This window comes from Arthrobacter sp. AL05 (assembly GCF_029960715.1).
Classification (GTDB): Bacteria; Actinomycetota; Actinomycetes; order Actinomycetales; family Micrococcaceae; genus Arthrobacter.
The window spans coordinates 19326-42803 of record NZ_JASBRC010000015.1; the positions used below are offsets into that span (position 1 = coordinate 19326).

At 60.4% G+C, this 23478-nt stretch carries 23 protein-coding genes; 10 read left to right on the plus strand and 13 right to left on the minus strand.

The features are described from left to right. Positions 1-21 precede the first annotated feature (21 nt). Positions 22-747, plus strand: coding sequence for a hypothetical protein (locus tag QK287_RS15830; RefSeq protein ID WP_282360724.1), 726 nt, complete (start codon positions 22-24; stop codon positions 745-747). A gap of 72 nt (positions 748-819) precedes the next feature. Then, positions 820-1665 carry a hypothetical protein gene (locus tag QK287_RS15835; RefSeq protein WP_282360725.1) on the plus strand — a complete coding sequence of 282 codons (846 nt, stop codon included), beginning with the start codon at positions 820-822 and terminating at the stop codon, positions 1663-1665. Positions 1666-1889: 224 nt separating this feature from the next. Here the strand turns inward: QK287_RS15835 and QK287_RS15840 are convergent, their stop codons facing one another. The 7 genes from QK287_RS15840 to QK287_RS15870 all read right to left on the minus strand — a co-directional run bounded on the left by QK287_RS15840 (position 1890) and on the right by QK287_RS15870 (position 11347). Beyond that, entirely contained in the window at positions 1890-2705 is an 816-nt protein-coding gene (locus tag QK287_RS15840) for a hypothetical protein (protein ID WP_282360726.1), read from the minus strand. 170 nt (positions 2706-2875) lie between these two features. Next, positions 2876-3472: a hypothetical protein gene (locus QK287_RS15845; RefSeq protein WP_282360727.1), complete on the minus strand. Its 597-nt coding sequence runs from the start codon at positions 3470-3472 to the stop codon at positions 2876-2878. Between the two features lie 417 nt (positions 3473-3889). Then, positions 3890-4501, minus strand: coding sequence for a recombinase family protein (locus tag QK287_RS15850; protein WP_282360728.1), 612 nt, complete (start codon positions 4499-4501; stop codon positions 3890-3892). 197 nt (positions 4502-4698) lie between these two features. Then, positions 4699-4947 (minus strand): hypothetical protein, encoded by a 249-nt coding sequence (locus tag QK287_RS15855; protein ID WP_282360729.1) that lies wholly within the window; start codon positions 4945-4947, stop codon positions 4699-4701. Between the two features lie 205 nt (positions 4948-5152). Then, a complete protein-coding gene (locus QK287_RS15860) occupies positions 5153-7768 on the minus strand; it encodes a DEAD/DEAH box helicase family protein (RefSeq protein ID WP_282360731.1) in 2616 nt (871 codons plus the stop codon). A 3-nt stretch (positions 7769-7771) separates the two neighbouring features. Beyond that, a complete protein-coding gene (locus QK287_RS15865) occupies positions 7772-9799 on the minus strand; it encodes a site-specific DNA-methyltransferase (RefSeq protein ID WP_282360732.1) in 2028 nt (675 codons plus the stop codon). A 642-nt stretch (positions 9800-10441) separates the two neighbouring features. Beyond that, a complete protein-coding gene (locus QK287_RS15870; protein ID WP_282360733.1) occupies positions 10442-11347 on the minus strand; it encodes a GIY-YIG nuclease family protein in 906 nt (301 codons plus the stop codon). 315 nt (positions 11348-11662) lie between these two features. Between QK287_RS15870 and QK287_RS15875 the strand changes: the two genes are divergently transcribed. Next, positions 11663-12247 (plus strand): hypothetical protein, encoded by a 585-nt coding sequence (locus tag QK287_RS15875; RefSeq protein WP_282360734.1) that lies wholly within the window; start codon positions 11663-11665, stop codon positions 12245-12247. A gap of 277 nt (positions 12248-12524) precedes the next feature. Then, complete coding sequence (locus QK287_RS15880) at positions 12525-12836, plus strand: Lsr2 family protein (RefSeq protein ID WP_282360735.1); 312 nt, start codon at positions 12525-12527, stop codon at positions 12834-12836. Positions 12837-12946: 110 nt separating this feature from the next. Here the strand turns inward: QK287_RS15880 and QK287_RS15885 are convergent, their stop codons facing one another. The 5 genes from QK287_RS15885 to QK287_RS15905 form a co-directional block, all read right to left on the minus strand. Continuing rightward, positions 12947-13315, minus strand: a complete 369-nt coding sequence (locus QK287_RS15885) for a hypothetical protein (RefSeq protein WP_282360736.1) — start codon at positions 13313-13315, stop codon at positions 12947-12949. Then, on the minus strand, positions 13312-14226 hold the full coding sequence (locus QK287_RS15890; RefSeq protein WP_282360737.1) for a ParA family protein: 915 nt from the start codon (positions 14224-14226) through the stop codon (positions 13312-13314). The genes QK287_RS15885 and QK287_RS15890 overlap by 4 nt, the downstream gene beginning before the upstream one ends. Positions 14227-14469: 243 nt before the next feature. Next, positions 14470-16086 carry a hypothetical protein gene (locus QK287_RS15895; protein WP_282360738.1) on the minus strand — a complete coding sequence of 539 codons (1617 nt, stop codon included), beginning with the start codon at positions 16084-16086 and terminating at the stop codon, positions 14470-14472. Positions 16087-16461: 375 nt separating this feature from the next. Continuing rightward, positions 16462-16689 carry a hypothetical protein gene (locus QK287_RS15900; protein ID WP_226761981.1) on the minus strand — a complete coding sequence of 76 codons (228 nt, stop codon included), beginning with the start codon at positions 16687-16689 and terminating at the stop codon, positions 16462-16464. A gap of 86 nt (positions 16690-16775) precedes the next feature. Beyond that, on the minus strand, positions 16776-16979 hold the full coding sequence (locus QK287_RS15905) for a hypothetical protein (RefSeq protein ID WP_282360739.1): 204 nt from the start codon (positions 16977-16979) through the stop codon (positions 16776-16778). Positions 16980-17218: 239 nt separating this feature from the next. Here QK287_RS15905 and QK287_RS15910 point away from each other — a divergent pair, with 239 nt between their 5' ends. The 3 genes from QK287_RS15910 to QK287_RS15920 are packed head-to-tail and all read left to right on the plus strand — an operon-like array spanning position 17219 to position 19045. Continuing rightward, a complete protein-coding gene (locus QK287_RS15910) occupies positions 17219-17677 on the plus strand; it encodes a hypothetical protein (protein ID WP_282360740.1) in 459 nt (152 codons plus the stop codon). Beyond that, entirely contained in the window at positions 17678-18127 is a 450-nt protein-coding gene (locus tag QK287_RS15915; RefSeq protein WP_282360741.1) for a hypothetical protein, read from the plus strand. A 3-nt stretch (positions 18128-18130) separates the two neighbouring features. Continuing rightward, positions 18131-19045 carry a hypothetical protein gene (locus tag QK287_RS15920; protein ID WP_282360742.1) on the plus strand — a complete coding sequence of 305 codons (915 nt, stop codon included), beginning with the start codon at positions 18131-18133 and terminating at the stop codon, positions 19043-19045. Here the strand turns inward: QK287_RS15920 and QK287_RS15925 are convergent. Further along, the gene (locus QK287_RS15925) at positions 19042-20193 is read right to left on the minus strand and encodes an alpha/beta fold hydrolase (protein ID WP_282360743.1); all 1152 of its coding nucleotides are present in this window, start codon (positions 20191-20193) and stop codon (positions 19042-19044) included. The genes QK287_RS15920 and QK287_RS15925 overlap by 4 nt on opposite strands. Before the next feature lie 177 nt (positions 20194-20370). On the opposite strand from QK287_RS15925, the gene QK287_RS15930 reads away from it, so the two are divergent. The 3 genes from QK287_RS15930 to QK287_RS15940 are packed head-to-tail and all read left to right on the plus strand — an operon-like array spanning position 20371 to position 23446. After that, complete coding sequence (locus tag QK287_RS15930) at positions 20371-21450, plus strand: CHAP domain-containing protein (RefSeq protein ID WP_282360744.1); 1080 nt, start codon at positions 20371-20373, stop codon at positions 21448-21450. Then, positions 21447-21968, plus strand: a complete 522-nt coding sequence (locus tag QK287_RS15935) for a hypothetical protein (protein ID WP_282360745.1) — start codon at positions 21447-21449, stop codon at positions 21966-21968. The genes QK287_RS15930 and QK287_RS15935 overlap by 4 nt, the downstream gene beginning before the upstream one ends. A 41-nt stretch (positions 21969-22009) precedes the next feature. After that, a complete protein-coding gene (locus QK287_RS15940) occupies positions 22010-23446 on the plus strand; it encodes a chromosome partitioning protein ParA (RefSeq protein ID WP_282360746.1) in 1437 nt (478 codons plus the stop codon). The last annotated feature ends 32 nt before the right edge of the window (positions 23447-23478 follow it).

The following is a 23478-nucleotide window of genomic DNA, read 5'->3' on the forward strand; positions in this document are numbered from 1 at the left end:
CGCCGCCTATAAGCTTTGACGGTGCAATCTGATGGACACCAAGACGAGCTTGCGCTCAAACCCCACGTCAAACGCTTCTTTTGGGCGCTTTGCCTCCCCCTACTGATTCCGCTCGGCTCTGTGACCCCTCTAATTGAGCAGAGTCATCTGTTCGCCGACGACGGATGGTGGAAGTCACTGACTTGGCAGCAGCAGATGGAGTTTGCCCTTCTCGGGTCTGCGGTTTGGATTGCCGGAGTGACTGCGGTTGCCATTTTGCTCTCCCTCTTTTCCCATAGGTGGCGTCTCAAGGTCTGGATACCTTTCGGCAAGTTACTAAGAGCAGGCGTTAGTCTGTTCGGTTTGGTGCTTGTGAGCCAGGATCATCTCGACCGGTTGTTGGATCAAAGGGAACGAGATAGGGCAAAGAACCAAGCTGAAGCCGGCCCGCCGAAGGGTAGACCCAGTGGAGTGCCCGGACAGGTGAATTACGGGAAGATCACTACCCATGAGAGCCTCTACGATCCGGCACTTACGGTCGTCTGGAGGAGTACCGGCTTACCGTTCGGGCAGCTATCGCCCTCTCGCGGGGACAGCTGGGAAGTTCACTACGGTCACCTTGAGGAAGGCGGCTATCAGCAATTTGTGCGGGATGAGTTTCTCGGCCGGGTAGCAGCTCCTTGGGAAGGTGTTGAGCGCCTGCGGAAACGCGATCTGCAGGAGGGCCTTGACATTCATTCCCGTTCCACCAGACCTCATCGCACATGACCGGCTACAACACGGGCCCTGACTGTGCGATAGCAAACGCCGGGTTAGTTCCAAGCGAAATAGTCTGATTCAATGCGCGCAGATGAATTTTGGATTGACAACTCTTTGGAGGGATCCCGGAACCTGAACCGGGAAATGATCGAAGGTGTCCTGACAGGGTCCCTGGATCGGATAACGGACGTCGACGCAGCGGTTGCCCTGGCTCGTCTTGTGCATGATGAGTTCGAGACATTCGGAACCGGTGGCAATCCCTACGCTGACGAGCGAATGGATGATGACGATTCCGCCCGGGCATTGCTCGCGCTGCGACAGGTTTTAAAGCGCCTCCGAATTGAGTTTGCTCCGCCGTTCAGAGATTTCCGGACATTCCGTCAATTCTGGATCAGGGAGGGAGCCGCAAACAGCTACCAAGCCCGACGGGACATCCTGAGCCGCCTGTTTGACGACATCCACGAACGCTTGGTCGAGCTGGAACTCTCAAAGATTGAGTCAACGCTCAGTAACCCAATCTCTCCCCGAGGAACGACCGGGTGGCCCCGAGTCGATGAAGAACTAGCCGAACTGCGCCGACACTTCAGCCAAGCCCGCTCCGAGCAAGACTTCCGCAACGTCGGCAATGACTGCGTCATTGTTCTCGAATCCCTGAGCGCGACCGTCTACGACTCGAACAGACACCTCCGCAACGGTGAAGCCGAGCCACCGGTCAGCAACACAAAGCAAAGGCTCGATCGCTACGTCGAGGTGGAGCTTGAGGGTGCGACTAACGCCGAGCTCCGCAAACTTGCTAGAGCCACCATTGAGTTTGCCCAGGCGGTTAAACATCGAGGGACCGGTTCCAGAAGGGATGCCGGCATCGCCGCCGATAGCGTGATCCAGCTGGTCAACATCATGCGCCGCATTTCGTCCGACCTCATTTAGCAAGACTAACGGCCCAGTAACCGCCCGCGTCTCCTTGGTCCAGACTGAACTGGGCGTCGATAAGCGTATGCTTCAATCCGTAATGGCCATAGAGTTCCAGTTCCTTAGAACTGAGACTGCCTTGATGGGACCCGGCTGAAGCCTGTCCGGCAGGACTGCGAGCCTCAGGGGCAGCCTTCTCTCTTTCCCACGTCAGCTGTCGCCGTGAATAGGGAACCACAAGACTACAAATCGGTTCGCTTGGGAATGCGGTCCGAAAGCCTCTTCTGGGCCTCACCCATCATCACCGGTAGCTGAGGTTCATAGCCTGAGAAGTCAGCGAAGCGGAGGACCCCGTAGGTAAGAATTGAATTCGCGAGATCGAGGATCTTTGTAATAGCAACCGGATCAGGAGCTCTGTGAGCTTCGAATTGACCTGGGGAAATCTCTCTTCCAGGATCCACGATCTGAAGCTCCAATGAGGGCCAACGCTTGCCGTGGGCCGACCCAGCCGAGGCTCGCCACAGGCGTTCAACAACCGCTGGATCCACCAAGTCGGCGTCTGCCGATCCCTTGACGGCTAACGTGGCAGCGGCCTTTTTCACGACATACATGTATCCCGGGAACTGACCAAAGTCGTTCTCTTCGACATACGGGCTAAGACGATCCAGAACGATCTGACGAGCCCGCTTCAGGCGGCCTTTGCGTTCGTCTCCCGTCGCGGCTTTACGCTGCTCATCAAGATCCTCAAGTAAAAGGCAGATGTGGCGTCGGGCGCATTCTCGCGCGGAACCGCCATCCATCACCCATACCGCCTGTGCGGCAGATTCGATGGCAGCACGAGACAAAGTTTGCACCGGCCGGAACGTGTGCGTCACGACAGCCTCCTCATGAAACCGAAGAGGAGCTACGTGATCCGCCCAAAGCACCATGTGCTCAAGCCCTGCAGCCAGGAATTCGCGACACCAATCAGACGAACGCTCTGGAGGATAGTGGTCGTTGATGGTCTCGAAGTTGGAGCCCTTCAGCGGCTCCCCTACCTGCGAAAGGATGTCGGTCATCAACCGCGCTGATTGACCCACTGCTACCCAAGGTTCAATGGTTGCCCTATCGATGGCAATTCTCGTAGGCGTCATGGTCCCCTTGTCCTCGCCGCCCGAACAGAGTCATTCCGGCTGTTGCCCGCTCCATGCTCAGGTAACGGTACACGGATACCTGCAAGGCATGCGCACTATCCTTGGAGAGCCGTTTCGTCTTGCGGCAGTTGCCCCGCCGCCGGTGGAACTGTGGTTTCGAATTCCACCCAGAGCCGCGTGATGGTCGCCAGAAGCTCCGGCGGAAACCAGACGCTTGCCCGAAAAGAGGTATCGTCCGTCGGATCCATCGTCGTGATGTCTATTCCGCCCTCGCTGAAGGCGGCACCGTCTAGAAGCTCCATGGTTTTCCGCACAAATTTGCAGGCCTGGTCGAAATCCGCAAACACGATCTGAGCGCGGTTGAAGTTAAGCAACGGTTCATGGGCGGTGTAGTGCTCAGGGTCTCCTTGGCATGAAAACTGCGTCTCTAGGCCTAAATCCCACAGCGCTCGAAGCAGGGGCGCCATTAGATGGTCGACTTCAACGCCGTCGACCTCTGTCTGAGGATGATCGGGGAGGCCGGACCTTGCCGGCTTCGTCAATCCTCGAACACCATGATCGTGCCCGACGCTGTATCCGGAGTCGAATCCTGCCCGGAACCGCCGCCGGCCGTAGCCATTGAGCTGGAGTTTCGCGAGCTGCATATTGAATGAGACTGTGAGAGCCATTTCCTTGGCGAGTTTCCGAAGCACCCAACCATCTTGACAGGCGGGTACGACAGTAAGGCCGAGGTCACAGACCTACCCGTCCGGCGGCGCGACATCTGGTGTCAGTTTTCTGGACACCGGTTCATTGCTCAGGAGCCCATTCCTTAGTATGCAGCCAACTCTTTGTCTCGAAGCCTCAGTGGTGACCTGGCCCTGCTTGGAACCTCGCTGTACGTGGCAGTTCCACATCCTTGGAACCGGGACACCTTCGGTGGGACACTTGTCAGTTTCAGACGTCGTCTGCACTGGATCCCGCGGAAGTACGGGGTGAGTGCAGAAGACTCCTGACACGGCGGCGTTCGCAGTCGTCTGCACCAACCGTCGTTTTGTCGGAAGTCGTGTGCACCAACCGCCATTCTGTCCGAAGTCACCTGCACGAAACGCCACCGACCTCCGGGATTATTAGGCGCTCGGCTGGGTCTCCGCGGTCAGCGTTTCCGGTGGACGGGGCGGCAGGTAGCGGTAGAGGCTGGAGCGGGTGATACCGGTGGCTTCGACGATCTCGGAGATGGACTGATTTTCCTGGTCGCGAAGGTGTGCGGCGTAGGCGAGTTTCGCTGGATCGATCACGCTGGGCCGGCCGATCCTTTTACCTTTAGTAACAGCGACGGCGCGCGCGTGGGCTGCGCGTTCGATCGCGTAGGTTCGTTCCATTTGGCCGAAGAGCGCAAGCATTACAACCGCCAGCTGCGACATGGGATCCTCTGGGTTGGCGGAATCAACCCGGATCGGGTCAGCCAGGTTCCGGACTCCGACGCCGCGGCCCGCTAGGTCGTGGATGAGATTCAGGGTGTCCCGAACGGTGCGGCCCAGCCGGTCCAGGGTGTGCACGACGATCACGTCTCCTTCGCGGGCCTGGTCGAGGGCTTCATGCAGTCCGGGCCGGTTTGTCGTGGATCCGGATTTTTTGTCTACGTAGATATGTTTGGCGGGGATGCCCTCGCCGCGCAGTGCATCAATCTGCCGGTCGAGGTCCTGTTTCGCGGTCGAGACGCGTGCGTACCCAATATCCATGGAACCACTGTACCGATACTTATCCTGCACGCTCGGCGCGGGACGCCGACGGGAACATAGTTGTGGAACGAATTTTCGTGGCGTGGCGCAATTTTTTGAATGACCTCCTCACGGCGTTCCACTTCCTAGGAACTGGAACGCCGTTAGCGATCGAACGAGTCACGGTGGCATCATAGGCTGTCGTCAACATCTGGGGACTACTTCGCCGGTGAAGGAATCCCGAGCTTGCTGCAGATATCTGCTGCTCCGGGAATGACGCTGACGATTTCTTCGACAACGCATTCCGTGAGGTGCGGGACGAAGTGTCCGCCGACGTGATCGGACGGCCCGGAGATGATCGGCTTGCCTTGGGCGTCGGTGCTTAGTCCGTCCCAGCCACCGATGGCCCTGGGAGGGGCGATGAAGTCCGCTGGGATGAAGTCTGAGGTTATCCCGCCCGGGTTCATCGAAAACGGAAAACACCCATCATCCGCGGCCACAAATCAGCGGACATCAACGAGCATCATGAAAAATCGAGGCTTTGGAGCTCTGGGCAGGCCCTGGAATGGCGACTACCGAGTGCTCGACGGCCACCACGGCTGCGTACTCGACCCGAACGCCCTTCGGCCGATTCCTAGACGTCCTGATCGTGCTCCCACTTGGGCGCGACGGTCAGAAGTCCGCCGGGACGGTTGCGTACTTCGTCCCGTACGCCCCGTACAGACGCCTAATCGAGTCGCTATCCGCAGCCGACTCATAGACAGCGCGACGAATCTTCGAGCTCTTCAAGTCGAGTCCATAGAGAACGTTGTCCTTCTCGATACCGACGGCGATGATCCGGTCGAATTTGTCGCCGTGCTCGTCGGCGTATTCGGCCAGCGCCTTTAGCTTCGGTGCTGAGTCCCCCAAGTGCGCACCGTGCGGGTCGACGAGCGAGGGTAGAAGCTCACCGTCCTTGCTGTGTGCGAACACGAAGTCCGGCTGCACCGATTTCCATGCGTTCCCGGATTTGTGAGCGATCCGCAGCGAGTTCTTCCCGGCCGCTGACGGGTTCCGGTACCAGCCCTCGAGGGTGCCCAGTTCTCTCTCGTGCTGAATCGTGGCCCGCTCCCAGCGGTTCTTCGCCATCTTCAGCTCAAGGGGGTAGTCGCCGTTGGCTGTAGCGAGCAGGTGCTTCTTTTCCGTCGGCAAGGGCTTGAGGTCCGTGTCGACCGAATCGACGCGCTCATCGGTCTTGATCTCAATTGCGACCTGCTCCGGCTCCCGGGCCATGTCCTGGATCGCCTCGTATGTCGGTCTGCGCGAGTCGGGCAGGCTTGCAATATCCTTGGCCTTGGTCGTCAGCCAGAACTGCGTGAGGGAATCGGCTGCGTCCTCCACGGGCTTCTGCACCTCCGTGTCGATGAAGGCCAGGGCGGCGACGCGCGCACGGATGGCGGTGATATCGACGGCCGCCGGATCCTCGGCCTCTTTGTATGCCTCGTTAATGGCCGCTTGCATGTTACGTGACAGGTATCGGTTGACGGCCGACGCCGTGATGAGCCGGCGGAGGTGGCGAAGAGCGTCATCGACCGTGGCAGCATCGGCGTCCCGGGTATCCGTCGAGTCCGTTGCTTCATCCTCGCCGCGCTCGACCAGGATCCGCCTGACGTCGGCGCTCACGATCTTCTTCGCCTGTGCCGCCAGGGCGACTTTGTTGGCTTCGGTGATAATGTCCAGCACGTCGAACATCGCCTCGTGCGCGATCTTGTCCGCATCCGGAATCAGTTCATCCTGGGCGAGTGCCTGCGCGGCCTTGAGGATGCGTTTCACGGGCCGCGGTGCTGCAGCGGGCTTCGCGAATGAAGGTATCCCCTGGATAAGTTGGAACACCTCATGATGCACGTCCTGGTTGCGCTGCAGCGTGATCGGCTTCAACATCACTTTGTTGACTGCTGCGCCGCGCTCGCCCGAGCGGGGCTCGCGCATGCCCATGATCTCCTCGGCGACGCGTTTCGCTGTTTCCTTGTCGAAATGTGGAAGATAGCACGAGGCGGCGTTGAGGCGTTCGACACTGGTCTCTTGGGCCAAGGGCGTTCGCACCATGCGCCCGAGCAGCTGGGTGACATAGGTGTCCTCCCTTGCCGGACGAAGGGACACGAGGACCTCCGCCCGCGGGCAGTCCCAACCGGTCGAGACGGCGTCTTTGGCCAGCAGGACGCGGATCCCGTGGGTGTGTTGGACGTCTTGCGGCGCGACCTTCGGGATTTCGTAGGCACCGATTTCGATGGTCGCCCGGTCGCCGAGGACGTGTGCGACGGAGTCGGTCGGCATGTCCGGCCAGTGCTTCCGGATGGTTTCCAGGACAAGGCGGATAAGCTCGTCCTCTTCCCTGCGCCCCTTCTCGGTGTCCTTCTCACCCGCCATCTTGTTCGGGATCTGGGCGACCATGAGCGGCACGACGGGGTCGATGCCCTGTTCGTCGCAGTAAGCGTCCCAACGCTCGCACACCTCGACAAAGTCGAGCGTGGCCTCCCGGACCATCGTGGTCGAGAAATCGCCGTCCTCGTCGGGTATATCGAGAGTGAGAGCGTTTTTCAGCAGCCCCGAGTTCTGCACGTCTTTCGGGTCGATGACGACATTCTTTTCTTTCGTGAAAGCGTCGGCCCTTTCCATGGCCTGATCGAAACGTTTGACGGTGGCCGAAATGCCCCAGACGACAGGAACTGCCGGATTGACGCCGTTGCCGTTGATGATCTTCTGGACGATCGTCTGATCGCCACTCGATTGATCCTTCATGCCCTCGTGTGCTTCGTCGAGGACCATGTAGAGGGTTTTTTCCTCGTCCTGGATCGTGTTGGTGAGGATCTCCCAGAAGGTGACGTGCCTGTCATCGGTGTGCTTGACGAAGTCGGCGTTCTTGCCCAGTTTGTCCGGGTTGATGAAGTACACGGCCCCGGTCTGCAACGATTCCTCGGCATAAGTCTTATCGAGGAGCACCAGGTCCCCAACCGGAATGCGGTCGGCGCACTCGATGAAACGACTCTTCGTCTGTGCGTTGAGAGAAGGGTCCTTGGAGACCCACAGCACGACCGCCGACGGATCAGCCTCGACATCGAACTCGTCGCTGCCATGCAGCAGAGCCTCAATGACCGAGGCCGCGATCACTGTCTTGCCCGAGCCCGTCGTCGACGACAGAGCGAACGCCGTCCGTCGCTCCCGTTTGTGCCAGTCCTCACGGGCGTAGCCGAGCGTGGTGAGGATCTTCGCGGCTGCCTCAGTCTGGTAGTCCTTCAGCGTGAAGCGCATCGATCAGGCCCTTCCCGTATTGATTTGGAATGTATGCAAGTAGCTCTCGTAGAGCCGCACCGATTCCACCCCCTCGGGCAGCTGACCGGCAACGGCCTGGTACTGGGTCTCGTCGTCCGTGACGACATATACGACCCGAAGACCCTCGGCCTTCTCCACGGCCGTCAGAAATGGCTTCGAGGCGTCCACGCTGAACAGCACGGCGTAGGCCTCCGCCACTTCGTAGGTGTCTGTCTTCTCGGCGATGCGACGACCATCGGAACCCGCCCGCATCCAGAGAAGCGGAGCGATCCGCTCGAATGCCAAGTCGAGCTCAACTAGGGCGGGGTTCTCATAGGTCAGTCGAAGGAACTCCATGTTGGCATCCATCGCTGTCGCCGCGTTTATCAGGCGCGGCGTCGTGACTGCTTCGCAGACCCCGACAGCTTCCCAGTCGGAGTCCCCCGGTCGAAGACCCTTTTTCCGCAGCTTTTTCGCGGACTCGTGATTGACTTCGTTGTTCGTGACGAGGACGGCACGACGACGCCCCTCGTCCTCGGCGTTCATCGCCATCACAGCATGGGCCGTGGTGCCTGAACCGCCGAAGAAGTCAACGATCAGCGCATCCGGAGAGTTATTCGCCCATCGGATCAGCTGTTTTATGAGACGAACGGGCTTCTTTCCGTTCGAGAACGCGACGCCGCCTTCCTTGGCGACATTCCCCATGTCCTGATGGAAGCCCTTCCACAGGTCGCCTCGGATCACCGTTCGACCGAACCGGGGCTTGTAGTCGTCGGACATCCGGTAATTCATCGACAAGGGCATCAATGATCGAAGAGTCCCCGTGGCAAGCGTGGTAAGGAGGTAAGTTCGATGATCGGTTTTGAACTCAACCCAATGCCCCACTGGCGTCGTTTGTCCTTCTGCCGAAACAGGTGGACGATCGGCCGATGCAATTCTCGACAAGTTGCCGACAATAAACAGTCTTGCCGGCTCAGAGACAGCCAGGAGCTTGTCCATCGTATTCATGCTGAACCTGCCTCGCGCGACCAGGTCGTACTTTTCGATTTCGCCTCGGACCACGTCGTCGGCCATCATCTGTTGGGCGAGTGACCCGATCGTGCCGTCCTCGTTCAGCCACAGCGAGTAGTGCGTGTCGTATGCATCAATCCCATCCAGAAGCGGAGTGTGCTTGACTCGGTCAAAGGCCGCAGATCTCCTGTAAATGTGGACGTACTCGACGTTCTTTACGATCGTCCCTTGCTGGGCGTTAACCGTCTTAGGTCCCGATGTCGTCGACATTTCGACAGCAAGCGTATCGACGAAGTTTTCCTCCCCGAACACCTGGTCCAAGAGCATCCGTAGTCGATGAGTCTCAGCATCGTCGATGCTGACAAACAGAACGCCCGTATCAGCCAGCAACCGCTTGGCCAACTTCAACCTGCGCTCCATGAACGCAAGCCACTTCGAATGTTTGTAGGCGTCGTCGCCATCGACGTAGTCGTCGTTGTAGAGCCAAGACGACTTGCCACCAGTGTTGTATGGCGGATCAATGTATATGCAGTCAACCTTGCCCTGGTACGTAAACAACATTGCTTCGAGCGCGTGGTAATTCTCGGCGTTGATGACTGTGTGGAACGGCTGGTCACCGCCGCGCAGGACTGGCTCGCCGAAGGGTGTCAGGCCCGGGTAGATCGGGTCGCGGAAGTCAGCAACGAACACGAGGTCCTCGATGGCACGAGAAGCCTCATCTTTGGTCCTGGGGTCGATGAGGCTGGCGGCTCGGCTACTCTTCGGTCCGGAGATGTCGGTGACGATCCAGGTCGCGTGCGACCCGGCCTCTGTCCCGCCGCGGGGCGGCAGGAAACGAACCTTGTCTCCGATAGAGATTGGTCGGCCTGTGAGCGCAACGGACTCGGGAGTGTGCCGTTCGAAGGTGAGACCGAACTGCCGCCGATTCTGTAGCACATCGATGTGCCGGCGGAGTTCCTTGGCGGTGTCGGGGTCGTTGTCCTCCACCCGCGCGAGGAGTGATCTCAGTTCGTTGCTCACCGTCTTCCTTTCATTCTCAATCTCCCGAAATTTACGGATACCGAGAGATCGTATCTGCGGGCGTTGATCTCGCCCTAAATAGTCTGTCTCCGCGGCTCGTCGGGCGATGATGCAAGCCCCGCAAGGTGGACCGTGCGAGACATGCTCCTGAGGAGACACGCGCCAGTCGCTTCGAGTCGCGCGGAAGGCAGCAGCCAACGAGGCCGCGGCGTTGATTGAGTCGAGCAGTTCATGGAATCGCGATCCGCCTGCCAAGCATCCTATCCGTCTTAGGGGTCAGACCTTCTCCCTCGGTACCGAGACCCAGGGGCAGGTTCACTTGATCTCGGTCTCTCCTGTTCTCGGCAAGGATCTCGTGAAAGACCCGAGCGCCGCGATGGCGAGTATTTTTCCCAGGCAGAGCACCCAGAAATTGACGGATTCAACCCACCCAGGTTTAGATAAATTGCACCGCACAACACCACCGTCAAGGCTATTCACCAGCCCGTTGGCCTAGCAGTCCCCGAGAGACTGGTCAGCCGTTGCGGTCGGCCAGTCTCTTGCTGCGTCCGGGGGCGAGAGTAAACATGTGGCACGATGACGTTAATCCGGGCGGTAGCCGGCCGCACAGCCTTTGGACCCGTTGCAACAGATCAGGCGACACTAGGCTGATTCCGGTGAATCGTCATTCAGTGCCTCATCCTCGAGCTGCTGGAAGGTCCGGCCCTTCGCGGTCTTCCAGGTAATCCTTCCGTTGATGCTGCCGCCTAAAACCACCGCGCCAGCGGTGCTAGGACTGCTAAACAGCTGGTCCTTAACGAAGACGTAATCATCACCGCGAATATCGACAACGCCCTGCTCAACTAGGTCAAGGCGCCGGCGCAGGAGTGAGGCCGGCAGCGAGGGGCGAGCCACAGCCTTGCCCGCCGACCCAGCGAGAACAAGAAGACCTTCCGTCGTTGGCCGTGCCCGGGCTTCAGTCCCGCCTTCTCGGAAGAGCAGCATCTCGGCCGCATCGTTGCCGCCGTCGCTGGGGCCGGCCAACCGGATCTCCCGGACAGGCTCAAGAATTGGGTAGCCGAGGGTTGTTAGGAGAACGGAGATAGTCTCCAGATACTCGCGGCAGTCCGATTCGAGAGGCGCCGGCGTATGCGGGTTTGAGGCGTCATTGGCATTGTGCAGTTCGTAGCGCCCGGCTTCCGTGGCCCTTCTTATGGCTTGCCATTCCATGTATCCCGTGTGTGTATTCGTCCAGGCATTGGTGAGAGACACTGCGACCAGAGCGTGGTCCCAAAAGTCCTTCTTGTCCGAGTGCTGCTTTAGCCTGTCGCCGATGTTTCCGCTCTGGCCTATGTAGCAGGACGGCCTGCCCGAGGGCGATGATCCGAACAGAAAGTAGACGCCCACCTGCTTGGATTCACGCATTTCGCGGAAATCGCGGAGCAAAGGGCGCGGCACCTCAAATACGCGCACCGTTCGCGTGGTGATCTCAGCCATGCGGATGCCGGCAGGGTCACCCTGCGGCAGGTAGATCTGAATTGTCTGGGGTAGCGCCCTATTCCGAAGCATGCGTAGATCCTTCCACAGCGGGGGTAAGGAAGTTGTTCATTCGTGGTACGGGAGCCCCGCCATTTCGGCACGAAGGATCGAGCGCTGGTCTGGGCGGCTCCGGACATGGAGGCACTCGATGTAGTCACTATCAGTCGTGTGCACGCCGTTCCTGCGGCATCAGCGGACCAGTCCGGCTACCGCCCGTGAGAATCGGCCCGTTCATTCCGCCGGGCCTCGCCGTCGGAGTTCTGCCTGCACTGCGACCAAGGCATCGCGCAAACGCACGTGCGCCGGATGGGTGATGCTTAGGGCAGCTAGGTCATGCTTATCGGTATGCTTTACGAAAAATTTGCATACGGACGGGGAGATTTGAGCGAGCTGCTTTCAGGTCCAGTTATTGCAGCTGGCGTTTCAGTAACCGGACTTCTTATATCCGTAGTTTTGATTCACCGATTGACCCTGCTCCGCGAAAACCGAGCAGACCAGAGGGCAGTTCAGCGTGAAGCGGCATCTGCCCTGACCCAAGCTTTGCAGGATATTCGCCGGGTCGTCGAGCGCTCCGGCGTTGAATCCGTTCAACCCCAGGAAATCTCGGAAGCGGTCTCCTCATGGGAGACCGTCTATCGCAAATACGTGACACGCCTGCCGTCTCCTGGGCGTCATGCGAGACATAGCGTTGCTGCCGCTTTAGGAGAGCATTTTGGTGCTGTGGGATGGTCCAATCTCTTTCCCGAAGACGCCGATTTTGAGCTCTCGAAACATGATCCGATCTGGTGGGAAAATGCTGACTCCTACCTCAGCTACCTGATCAATCGCTTTTCCCTTTGGTACGACAACCCGCACGCGGCCAACAAGACGCCAATCCTAAACTTCGACGCCTGGCTGCGACGACGCGAGGCTACCGCAGCGGCCGGATAACTTATTGGCCCAGCTCGACCCGTAGCTGGATCGATGTGCTGCTCCCGCGCGGCGCGTGGATAACTCCTCAATCCCACTACTTTCAATCTGGGACATCTCTGGGACAGTCGCGCGTAACAACAGGAGACCGCGGAGTGACTGAGCAGCCTGCCGCTCCGAAAAATACCTACGTGATGGATAGCGGCATTTACGGCGAAAGGATCCCCTTGGCATTCCATTGGTCTTCGATAGCAGAGAACAGTCATCCGGCGCGATTACAAAGCCTTAAACTTTTCCTATGGCACAAAGAGTAGTAACCCTTCTAGAAGATGACTTCGACGGCTCGAAGGCAAGTGAGACACTTTCGTTTGCCCTTGACGGCGTCGAATACGCAATCGATCTCAATGATGCTCACGCACTCGAGCTGCGTGAAGCGTTCAGCCGATACACCAAAGCAGCCCGAAAGACTGGCGGACGGGCACGGACAACGCGTCCAGCTTCCTCCAATGCCCGCGAGGTCCGGCTGTGGGCGGCCGAACAAGGCTTGCCGGTCAATACCCGTGGCCGTACCCAGGCTGACATCATGGAAAAGTACGAAGCCGCGCACTGAGGGCAGACCCCCAGACTCGGAGTTCAGCCCTGTTGATAGCGGCTGGGTCAAAAGCACAGGATCCCTGTCTCCTCCCGGCGGGCGGCCGCCTCAAGGTTCCGTCCGCGCTTTCAGCCATCTTTGAGTCGCCTACCGCCGGGGAGATTGACACCCCATGACGGGTACATCGCACCGTCGTTGTGTTCGGCTTCGCGGCGTGCGGTTTCTGCTTCGATGGCTTTCGCCACGAAGTGGCTCCAGGTGTTATCCCCTTCGGCGTAGCTGGTCGCCCGGTATGCGGCCCGGGCACGGTTCCGCAGCGCGGCGGGGATACTCACCGTCATGTTTGCTGTGTCGGCCCCTTTGGGTTCTGACTTCTTTGGTGTCTCCGGGCGGTGTCCGGGGAGCATCCTTGCCAGCGGCGCCTCGGCGGCCGGCGCGGCTGTGCGTCGTGGGGGCAACCCGAGTGCGGGGCGGTTGGGTGTCGGTTCGGCGCTCACGCGTTGATCTCCTGTGATTCTGCGACGGCGATGCGGCGGGTCACTTCCATGGCGACAGCGTGGAGGTCTTCGGCCACGCTGGAAGCCGATTTTGGACCGGCGTTGCCGGCTTTCGCTTCACCGCGCAGGACTTCCCACCATTTCGGTCCCTTGCTGAGCTCCCGCTCGAGCTCGTGGGCCAGCAGCCCTCGCTCACGGCATGCCTGGGCGGTGGCCTCCGCGTGGCGGATGCTCATCGGGAACAGCACTTCGTCGGTGCCAAAATCGGCGATGAGGTGGTCTCGGGTGACCTTGTGCACCTGCTTGGAATTCGTACCCGTACCAACCAGAACGACGCCCAATAGGTCCAGGGAGGGATTGAGGCCGACGACGCTGTCCATGCGTGCCGCGACGGCGGCGACACCCTTACGGCTGGACATGTCCGTTTTCAGCGGTACCAGAGCGTAGCGGGCGGCAGCTACCGCGGCGGCCTGCAGGGGCTCATTTCCGGGTGGGCAGTCCAGTAGGACCAGATCGTACTCCCCCGCGACGCCGGCAAGCAGTTTGGCCAGGGCGAGTTGAGCAGCATCACGGTCCTTCTGGGCTTTGGCTCCAAGGAATGCCGCGGCATCGTCGAGATGGGGTCCACCGGCAATGACATCGAGGTTGGGTCGGACACTGGTCAGCATGTCGGGTTCTCCCCCGAAGCAGAGCGAGGCCGCCAGACTTCTGCCGCCGTCACCCTGGTCGGCGTAGCCGAGATCTTCGGCGAGGTTTCCTTGAGGGTCGAGATCCACGAGGAGCACACGCGATCCGCCCTCGGCGAGGAGTCCGCCTACGTTGGCCACCAGGCTGGTCTTGAAGACCCCGCCTTTGCCGTTGATTACCGCGATAACGCGGCTTAGGGCACCGCGGTCTAGATCGTGTTTCATCAAATCCCCTTCCAGAGTGATCCAAGCGTATCCAGTAATACTGGCTTTACTTGTGAAGCTTGTTTCCGTGTCTTCGCTTTTTTCACTTGTGAAACCGGGGAAACAAGCAGACGTGTGTTCAGTTGTTTTGCTGTATCTACCCGCATCCCTGTATTGGCTTTTTTCACTTGTGAAACTGGCGAAACAAGCGAACACTTACCAACGTGGTCTGGGGGATCCATACCGACTACCAACGCCGGCGCTCTACGCAGCTCGCCACAGCGCTCCGATCAGGTCCAGTTCGGTTTCCGAGGGTGGGATCCAGTAGAGATCAGAGTCACGTTCGTTCACTTCTTGTTCCGCGAGTTCGGGTGCGAGGTTCCTGTCCAGCCATGCGTGCCAGGCTGCGCGTTGCTTTCGGTGGGTGCTGATCTGCTCTGCGGCGTCGTCAAGTGCCCCGAGCCGCCGGGCCAGGGCTGTCAGGCTGGTCCCGGCCGTGATGCTCCAGTGCCCGTGCCGGCGTTCGATCATGTTGTAGCTGCTCATGGCGGCCAAGGCTGTTTCCACGGCTGTGCGGCTAAGTCCAGTGGACCTGACGATTACTGCCGTGGTGGGGGAGAGGCGTCCGCGTTCGATGGATTCGTAGACGAGGGCAGCGACGTCGCCCAGGGCCCGGAATACAGGTCGGATGCCATGAATCTTTCCGCTGCGCCAGGAGAGCTCCCGTGCAAGTTGTTCAAAGTGCTGGGGGAGTTGGATCACGTAGGTGTCGGCGTTGCGGCCGCGGGCATCGGCAATTTTGGTCAGGATGCCGTCTGAGGCTTGTTCGAGCGTCGGGAGCAGCCTGGAGATAGTGCCGTGGTGCTTGCCCAGTGCAGTGGCGAAGGTACGGCAACCTACATCCAGCAGGTCAGTTTCCATGGTTCGCATGTAGCCGAGCACTGCGCGCAGCAGCAAACGCAGGCTGAGGCCTTCGCGGCCGCGTTCTTTGAATCTGTGGTCAAGGACTGCGTACAGGACATTTTCAAGATCGTTTACGAGCTGGTGGGCAGCAGCTTTGCTGCTGGTTCTGCCGGCCCCCCCTGTGGGTAATGGGGGGCTTGTGTCGTTAATACGGGCAGTCCTTTTGCCCGGTGCCAGGGTTCCCGTTTTCTGGATCCAGCGGCAGGCCTCAGCCCACTCTTTATCGAGGAGGCGTTCCTGTCGGTCGGTGTCGGAGTAGAGGGCTGCGAGGCCGGGGAACTGGCCGCCCAGCTCGAGGCGGACCTGATCCAGGGTCCAGCCACAGGCGGCGAAGTGGTTCAGCACTGCCATGCGGGCTTCTGACGGGCTGGCGTAACGGGCGGTGTCGTACAGGCCGGTTCGGGCCGCCAGGCGCAGGGGGGACTGGCTCCCGCCAAAGGGAACCGGACGAACGCCAGTCGCCGTCGCCTGTACTGCCATCTTGGCGGCGCGGGCCTTTAGCTCGCGTTCACGTTTGAGCTCCGGTGCCAGAGCTCGTCGAAGGGCCGCCACAACCTGGACAGGGTTGCGGCGGCGCAGCACGTCGTATGCCTCGTTCAGGGGCGTGACGAGTATCTGGTGGCCGCCACGTTTGTGGGCACTTCCCGGGACCCGGATACAGCCGTCGGTGACGTTCTGGTGCGGGCTGGGGTCAAGGCTGGCCGCCGTCCGTGCGAGGGCTTCGATCAGCTCACGGGCCGCTGGTGCTTCCATGCGCTCGGCCAGGGGAATGTAGAGGTGGCGTCCGCCACTGGGGGAGTAGTCCGCGACGTAGCGGACACCGCAGCTTTCCAGAAGGACCCCGAGACGTCGGGCATCCTCATCGACGACGCCCTGCAGCGCTTTAGAAGTGTCCAGATCAAGACAGAGAGTCGCCACAGAGCCATCTGCTCCATGAATGGGAACGGCCGCCGGCTGCTTCGGCAGGGAAGCGGTGATCCGGGGCGGGTCAAGCGGCCGGGGGTACTGAAACCGGCCTTTTATCCAACGTCCTGGACGATAAGTCGGCGCACCGGCGATCAACGGAGCGAGAGCCCATGCCATCGCGGGAGTGACTTGACCCGCGGATTGCAGCGCGTCAGTTATTGACGGCACGGGCACTGCAGGTACCATAGACAACAGCTAGTCCCTTCGGGGTATAGCAAATGGAGCGCCCCTCACGGGGAGCTTGTAAAAAGTTCAGATCGTCCTCCGCCAAGATTCGGATCTGAACGCATACTTTTTGAAGGCCCGCCTAGTGCGGGCCTTCAGTCCTTAACTGGCCTTTGGTATAGGCAAAATCTCCTGGTTGCGCAGTTCATCAAGGTTGATGGAATCTATGTGGGCGGCAACCAGCGGAGTCAGGTAGTCGACTGCGTTCGTACCAAGAATCTCCATGATTGCTCGCAGTTTCTCGGCCCGTGCAAGATCGGGCTTCACCACGAACGTGTGCCGCGGTCCCTTTGACGGGCGGCCCCCTTGAGCAAGCTTCTGAATTGCCATAGTGCCATCTAAGCGGTTTTGATAAACGAAACCGCGCAGGTCATCGCGGCGTGTCGCTCTTTGGCTTTTTGGTGTCCTAAGACTCTTCAATTGCCGATGCCCCCTCGTTGCATCCCATCAAGCTTGTTGGGACGCCCTTCCGCGCGGTCTATCAAAGCGCCCACATACTCACCGAAGGACATGTTGTACCGCTGCATCGCCTTCCAGGCGGTGTAATGCTGATCTGGGAGCACAAGGCAGTTCAGGGGTGCCTTCTTACCGATCAGTTTGGGTGGGCGGTATTCCTCCATGTCGTCACCCTCACTTCGGGTTAAGAGAACCTGTAGGTCTACAGGTCCTGTCGCGGTGGCGCCTAGTGCTCCTTCAAAAAGACCAAGCCAACGAAAGACTACATACATGCTCCGCACATGCACAACTCACTGCCTGCACCCTGCGGTAGGCATCGGGTAATATCTCTTGTGTCAGCTGCCCGCCCGCCCTGTGTGGCCGGCCTACACAAGTGGCTGAGCTTGGCTAAGGAGCTGTATAGATGGCAAATGGGGGCCGCAGCGTGTTTCTTACGCAGCAACAGAAGAAAGAGCGGCTAGCGGATCGCATGGGCATCCTAGTGGATATCTGGGAGGCAGATAACAACACTGCGCTCACTTACCCTCATGTCGAAGAAGCACTTTCCGCCCACGGAATCCACCTGTCGCGGACACGGTGGTCCTACTTGATCAATGGCACTGGCAGCCTGGTGACGGATCAAGAACTGCTGAAGGGCATAGCAGAGTTCGTTTTTGCCGTACCACCCAGTTATCTGTGTGATCTCAACAGCGAGACTCCTCCCGAGGTAGAAGCGCGCATGGAATTCCTTGTGCAGATGCGGAAGCTCAAGGTGAAGAACTTTGCCGCGAGAAACCTGGGGGCCACCTCGCCAGAAACACTGAGGACGATCACCAGGATCATCGATGCATCGATGCAAGCCGACGAGAAAGACGACGAGTGAATGGCGCTCCCGCTGGTCCCGGAAAAGGTTCGGGAGTTATGCGGAGACGGCACGACATCGATGAAGGAAGTTGTCGACCGCTTGAGTGTGATCTGTGAGAAGCCGATCAATCTGATCGAGTACAAGGAGTCCTGGGGTGCGCTGACGGCCTTCAAAGCCGAATTTGAAGATCGCATCAACGTCTATTTCCCCCCGCAGAAGTCGCGGCAATACAAACTTCACTGCATCTATCACGAACTCGGACACATCTACTTGGAGAGCTTTCGGATTTCCTTGGCTCTGCCGGATCTCTCTGAAGAGATGCTGAGGGAAACCGCGGACGCGATTAGCGTTACCTGCCGGTCGGTTCCGAATCATCCTGTCGAACGGTGGGTGGAGGATTTCGCTTTCGAGATGTCGAAGAAGACCCGTGGACGCGGCTCGTCCGATCCTGATCCTTTCCTCAGCTAGACCATGAAACTTTTGCTCTTTGCGCTCCTGAGTGCCCTGTGCCTCCTTCGGATCCCCTCGGTGGTGAAGGTGGCGGAATCCCGGGCGTCGTGGCTGGCATCGATGTTCGGTCTGACGGCGCTCTATGTCCTGGGGACGGTTACACCGCTAGAGGTCATCGACAGCTACCTCGGTGGCATCAACGTGACGAACCTGCTTCAAGCCATCTTCGCGCTGCTGGCGATCTTCTTCTTCAACGACAGCGTGCGGCGTTTAGCGAACGTACCCATTGTCAGATGGACCTACTACGCCCCGTTGCTGAGTATTCCCATCATGGTTGTCAGCTTCGCCCTGATTAAGGACAAAGCTCCAACATCTGCGGACTTCATTGATACCCGCATGGACCAGCTCGCAACTGCCACGTACAGCGGCACGTACATGCTCGCGTTGTTGTTCACCGTGCTCAGGATCATCTACATGCTTCGGCACAAGGCGCGGGGCCCGTATGCAACATTCTCAGCGGGCCTGCTCGTGGTTGCGGCGGCTTGTTCGTGCCACATTATGTACGTGGTGCTGTTCCATTTCTCGCCCTGGGATGCCTTCGCCCAAGCGATCGGATCCTGGTTTGACCGCCTTTTCTATGTAGGACTCTCGGTGACGGCGGCGGGGTGGCTGATTCTATTCCTGTCCAAGCAGCTCCCGAAATTGCGGCTCTGGATGATCGATGCACTCTGGCTTACGGCGTTGAGGATCCGTGTAAATGCAGATCAATCCCGAGTCAGTCCGGCGTGGGACCTTTTCAATGAAACGCTCGAAAACGGGGTCTACAAAAGCCTCATCGTTCTGCACAACTACCAGCGGGGGAATATGACGATGTTCCCGGAGTCTGTTGAGGGCAAAATCAGCAAAATTGAGGCCAAGCTAGACGCACAGACCTAGCCCTGCTCAGCCAAGATCGTCTTGCTGACCCAAGCCGTCAGTTCGTTGGAGAAGGTACAAGGCGAGGCATTCCACTCCTGGGTATGATGCGCCTCAGGTAGGGGAATCAGGGTGACGGTGTCAGGATTCGCGCGTTGGAACGCCGCTGAGATCTCCCAGGGAACCTCTTGATCTGTGTAGGAGTGCAGGACCAGCGTCGGGACTGCCACCCGGTTAGGTACATCGACCCAATCAAGTGCATCGAAATCGATCGGTTCCTCCAACCCGAGCATCCTCGCGAACGGGGGAGCCTGCAACAGGTACATGACAAGGCCGGCACCAATCGCCGGCACGCCAGCCCGCACCGCCCCCGCCGTGATGGTCTTGCGCCAGCTCGTGACCGGCCCTACCAGGACGACTCCGACGATCCGGTCCCGATGGGCGCTGCGCTCCGCTGTCAGCAGCGCAATGGTCCCACCCATTGACCAGCCGGAGAGGATGATGCGTCTGGCTCCACGAGCGACGGCGTAGGACACAGCGCTTTCCACATCACGCCACTCCGTTTGCCCAAGGTGGCTCGATTCGGCCTGTGGTGGGCTGACCTCCGGGTCGCTGCGAAATGTGGGGACCAAGGAGGTGAATCCTAAAGAACTGAATGCGTGGACGTCCCGCAACATGATCGAGCGGTCGGTCCAGCTGCCATGGATATGGATCACCCATACGTCCGTGTTCTCAGCTTCAAATAGCCATGCAGGCGCCGCACCGTACGCGGTGGGGACGTCCACCTCTTCGAACCGTCCGCCGACACCAGAGGGCTCGAAAAACACGTCCGGAGTCCAATCGACGATTGGCCCCAGACGTCCCGGCGCGGACCCAAGAGGATCAATCCGCCGTTCTACGTACTTTTGATCCTCATTGATCAGCGTGACCTCGCCGACTCTCGTGTACTTCTCTGTCGCTGGGTCGAACACGCCAAAGTCGCCCGGGGCTTTGGTGTAGTCGTCCAAGTCGATGCGGACTCTACGGCCATCATCTGTCAGTTCGGCACGACGGTAGTCCTTTGGTCCCCGTTTAACGATCTTGCGGGCCATGACAACCGCGAATCCAGATAGTGCGGCCGCCGGTACAAGGAACGCGAGGCAGGCCAGGCCGCGCCGTGTCGTCAGCATTAGGTCTCACCCTCCAGCGCCGAACCAGGAAGAGGAACGGCACCCAATCATCGTAACGTCGCCTGAATCCCTCATATCTGAACAATGCATGCCCACTACAGGCGTTGTACATGTTCACTACAGGCGTGTAATCTTTTGGTTGAGCCAGTCGACGTCCAAGGGGGAGGGGCGAATCTAATGCAGCGCACATCGCTTGGCCTAGTGGCCATCATTGCCATCCCCGGGCTGTTCTTCGGACTGATCTTCTCCATGCTTCTGCTTCTCGCCCCCGCGAAGCCAGCTGCCGCCACCTGCGGTCCGGCCGCCTCTGTTGTCATCGATGATGACGCCAAGGTCGAGGGCTACACCGAGGAGCAGTTGAAGAACGCCGCGGCGATCATGGGTGCCGGTAAGGCACTGGACCTGTCCGTGAAAGGGCAGATGATCAGCGTCATGGTTTCCCTGGGGGAGTCGGGGTTGCGGGTCCTGGATACCGGCGACGGCGCCGGCCCGGACTCGCGGGGGTTGTTCCAACAGCGCGACAACGGCGCGTGGGGCTCTTACGCAGACCGCATGGACCCCACCACGAGCGCAACCAACTTCATCAAAGCACTGAAAGGCGTGGCCGGCTGGGAGCTGTTGGAACCGACCATTGCCGGCAACAGGGTCCAGCGCAACGCCGACCCGTACCACTACCAGAGGTACTGGCCCGAGGCAGTGAAGCTCGTCCAGGCGCTCTCGAACTCGAAGTTCTCCCTGCAGGGCAGCGACTGCGCCATCCCGGGACAGTCGGGCGCGGGGGATGACTACCCGTGGAAGAACTCCCCGACCTGGTTGCAGGTCGGCGCAAACTCGGCCAGCACCTCACCTCTCGGCATGTACTACCGCGAGTGTGTGGACTTCGCCCTGTGGCGGGTGAACCAGCAGATGGGGTCAACCAGCGCACCGTTCAAGTTCCTCAACGGCTCCTTTCGTCCGGACGGGCAGGGCCTCGGCTCGGCCCTGACCTGGAAGGCCGGCTGGGACGCCAGGGGCTGGGCCTCCGGCAGCACACCCCGGGTCGGTGCCGTCGTCTGGTACGCGCCCGGAGCCGGGGGAGCGGACCCGAGCTTCGGCCACGTCGCGGTGGTCAAGGAAGTCAAGGACAACGGGACCTACGTCGAGGAGGGCTACAACGGCAACCCGGCCCCGGCGGACCACAGCTACTACACCCGGACAGTGGCCAACACTGTCCCCTCGGCTTTCCTGTACCTGCCCACCCAAGAGGAGAAGAAGTGAAAAAGCCCCTGACCCTGGTTGGCGTGGCGCTGCTCTGCGTGTCCTGCGCACCGGCAGGCATCACCGCGGCAGCGCCGTCGGCATCAGCGGCCGCCAGCCCCACCTCGTCCGCGCCGGTCTCCCTGAGCGCCAACAGCGGACCCCAGGCACCGGGCGGCACTATCCCCGCCACGATCGGCATCAGCTGGGATCAGGCCAGCAAGGATGAGGCTGTGGACGTCGCCGGGAAGGCCATGGCGGACTTCGCCCGCCCCACGGTGGAGGACAAGCAGTGGGCCAATGATCTGGCCCGGTGGCTGACTCCACAGGCGACCGCTGACTACTCGGCCGTGGACCCGGCCAACATCCCGGCATCCCGCGTCACCGGCCCCGCCACGTTGAGCGTCGATGAAACCAACGGCTTCGGCGTCACGGCCTCGGTCCCGACGAACGCCGGGACCTACACGGTGCAGCTGCTCCGCACGGGCAAGGACGCCCCGTGGAAGGTCAAGCGGCTCACCCCCCCCCCCGCGTCCTGAAGCGCCACAGTCCATCCCACACCCACGTAAGGAAGAAGCTCATGGGTACTACACCAACGCAAGTTCTGGCCTTTCCCAACATCCGCGCCATCGTCCGCGAGAACGGGACCGCCGAAGTCGTCGTCGCGGGTAACTCCCGCGTCGTCGCCGCCGGAGACTCCGTGCAGGAACTGCGCAACAACGCCCTGGCCCTCATCGTGGGCGAGGCACAGACGCTCCAGCGCCCCGTCCGGGTCCAGATCGAGGACCCCGACGGCCAGGGCGAACTCATCGTGCATCCGGACAACAAGATCGAATCCGTCTCCTATGACCCCCACCAGAGCCGCCGCCGGGCAGAGGCCCCTGCAACCACACCCCGGACCGTCGCCCCCGCGATCATTGAGACCGTCCCCGCTCCCGCGCCGGAGCCCATAACCTCGCCGGTAGAGCCCGCCCCGGTTCCTGCCCCTGCAGCCGACGCCGACCACGCGCCGGCTAACCCGGATCCGCAGACAGCTGTCGTTGCTGAGGAAGCGGTTCCGACGCGGCGCAGCTTGAAGGAAACCTCGTTCCTGGTCAGCGCCCCGGTGCTGGAACCGGCCACTCAGGGCTGGCGCGGAACGCTCACGCGCCTCGGATTCCGGATGGACCCCTCGGAAGAAGAACTCTCCGAACGGCAGGACGTCCGGACGGTCAGCCAGCACTGGCCAGGCCCGCGAACCATCGCTGTGGTGAACCGCAAGGGCGGGGCGAACAAGACCCCCACCGTGGTGATGCTTTCAGCCATCCTCGCCCGCTACAGCGGTGCGGCCTCGGTCGCGTGGGATAACAACGAGTCCCAGGGGACCCTGGGGTGGCGGACGGAAAAGGGCTCCCACGACCGGAGCGTCCTGGATCTGATTGATTCCTCTACCGAGCTGCTGTCCCCGTCAACGAACGCGGCGGAAATTGCCAAGTTCGTCCATCACCAGACGGCGGATAAGTTCGATGTCCTGCGCTCGGACGAGAACGAGGAAGGCGATCACGAAGTGACCGCCGAGGAAGTCGACATCGCCCACCAGGTCCTCACCCGGTACTACCGGCTTGTGGTGATGGATTCGGGCAACACGGCCCGGGCTGCGAACTGGCGGCGGATGATCGACCACACGAACCAGCTGGTCGTCCCGGTGACGGCCATTGAGGACCGCGCCGAAGCGGCCCGCCTGACGCTGCAGACCCTGGAATCCCGGGGCGGGCACGATGCCGAGCTGGCACGCAACGCCGTGGTCATCGTCTCTGAGTCCACCGACGCCAAGCGCAGCATGAGCGGGGATGCGCTGAAGCGGGCCAAGGACGAAGCGCAGCGGATCGCTGACGGCTTCGAACCGTTCGTCCGCGCGGTTGTCCGGATTCCTTACGATCCGGCCCTGGTCAACGGACCTATCCGCTATGAAGCCCTTCAGCCCGCCACCCGGCGGGCATGGCTCGCGGCCGCGGCCGCCGTCGCCGCCGGCTTCTAAGACACTCACCAACGGACTTTGAAAGGAGGCAA

Coding starts and splice junctions, on each gene's coding strand:
- QK287_RS15835 (WP_282360725.1), top strand. CDS start 820: ATGCGCGCAGATGAATTTTGGATTGACAACTCTTTGGAGGGATCCCGG.
- QK287_RS15860 (WP_282360731.1), bottom strand. CDS start 7,768: ATGCGCTTCACGCTGAAGGACTACCAGACTGAGGCAGCCGCGAAGATC.
- QK287_RS15900 (WP_226761981.1), bottom strand. CDS start 16,689: ATGGCAATTCAGAAGCTTGCTCAAGGGGGCCGCCCGTCAAAGGGACCG.
- QK287_RS15905 (WP_282360739.1), bottom strand. CDS start 16,979: ATGGAGGAATACCGCCCACCCAAACTGATCGGTAAGAAGGCACCCCTG.
- QK287_RS15890 (WP_282360737.1), bottom strand. CDS start 14,226: ATGAAACACGATCTAGACCGCGGTGCCCTAAGCCGCGTTATCGCGGTA.
- QK287_RS15920 (WP_282360742.1), top strand. CDS start 18,131: ATGAAACTTTTGCTCTTTGCGCTCCTGAGTGCCCTGTGCCTCCTTCGG.
- QK287_RS15840 (WP_282360726.1), bottom strand. CDS start 2,705: ATGACCGACATCCTTTCGCAGGTAGGGGAGCCGCTGAAGGGCTCCAAC.
- QK287_RS15875 (WP_282360734.1), top strand. CDS start 11,663: ATGCTTTACGAAAAATTTGCATACGGACGGGGAGATTTGAGCGAGCTG.
- QK287_RS15925 (WP_282360743.1), bottom strand. CDS start 20,193: ATGCTGACGACACGGCGCGGCCTGGCCTGCCTCGCGTTCCTTGTACCG.
- QK287_RS15915 (WP_282360741.1), top strand. CDS start 17,678: ATGGCGCTCCCGCTGGTCCCGGAAAAGGTTCGGGAGTTATGCGGAGAC.
- QK287_RS15850 (WP_282360728.1), bottom strand. CDS start 4,501: ATGGATATTGGGTACGCACGCGTCTCGACCGCGAAACAGGACCTCGAC.
- QK287_RS15870 (WP_282360733.1), bottom strand. CDS start 11,347: ATGCTTCGGAATAGGGCGCTACCCCAGACAATTCAGATCTACCTGCCG.
- QK287_RS15880 (WP_282360735.1), top strand. CDS start 12,525: ATGGCACAAAGAGTAGTAACCCTTCTAGAAGATGACTTCGACGGCTCG.
- QK287_RS15940 (WP_282360746.1), top strand. CDS start 22,010: ATGGGTACTACACCAACGCAAGTTCTGGCCTTTCCCAACATCCGCGCC.
- QK287_RS15930 (WP_282360744.1), top strand. CDS start 20,371: ATGCAGCGCACATCGCTTGGCCTAGTGGCCATCATTGCCATCCCCGGG.
- QK287_RS15910 (WP_282360740.1), top strand. CDS start 17,219: ATGGCAAATGGGGGCCGCAGCGTGTTTCTTACGCAGCAACAGAAGAAA.
- QK287_RS15855 (WP_282360729.1), bottom strand. CDS start 4,947: ATGAACCCGGGCGGGATAACCTCAGACTTCATCCCAGCGGACTTCATC.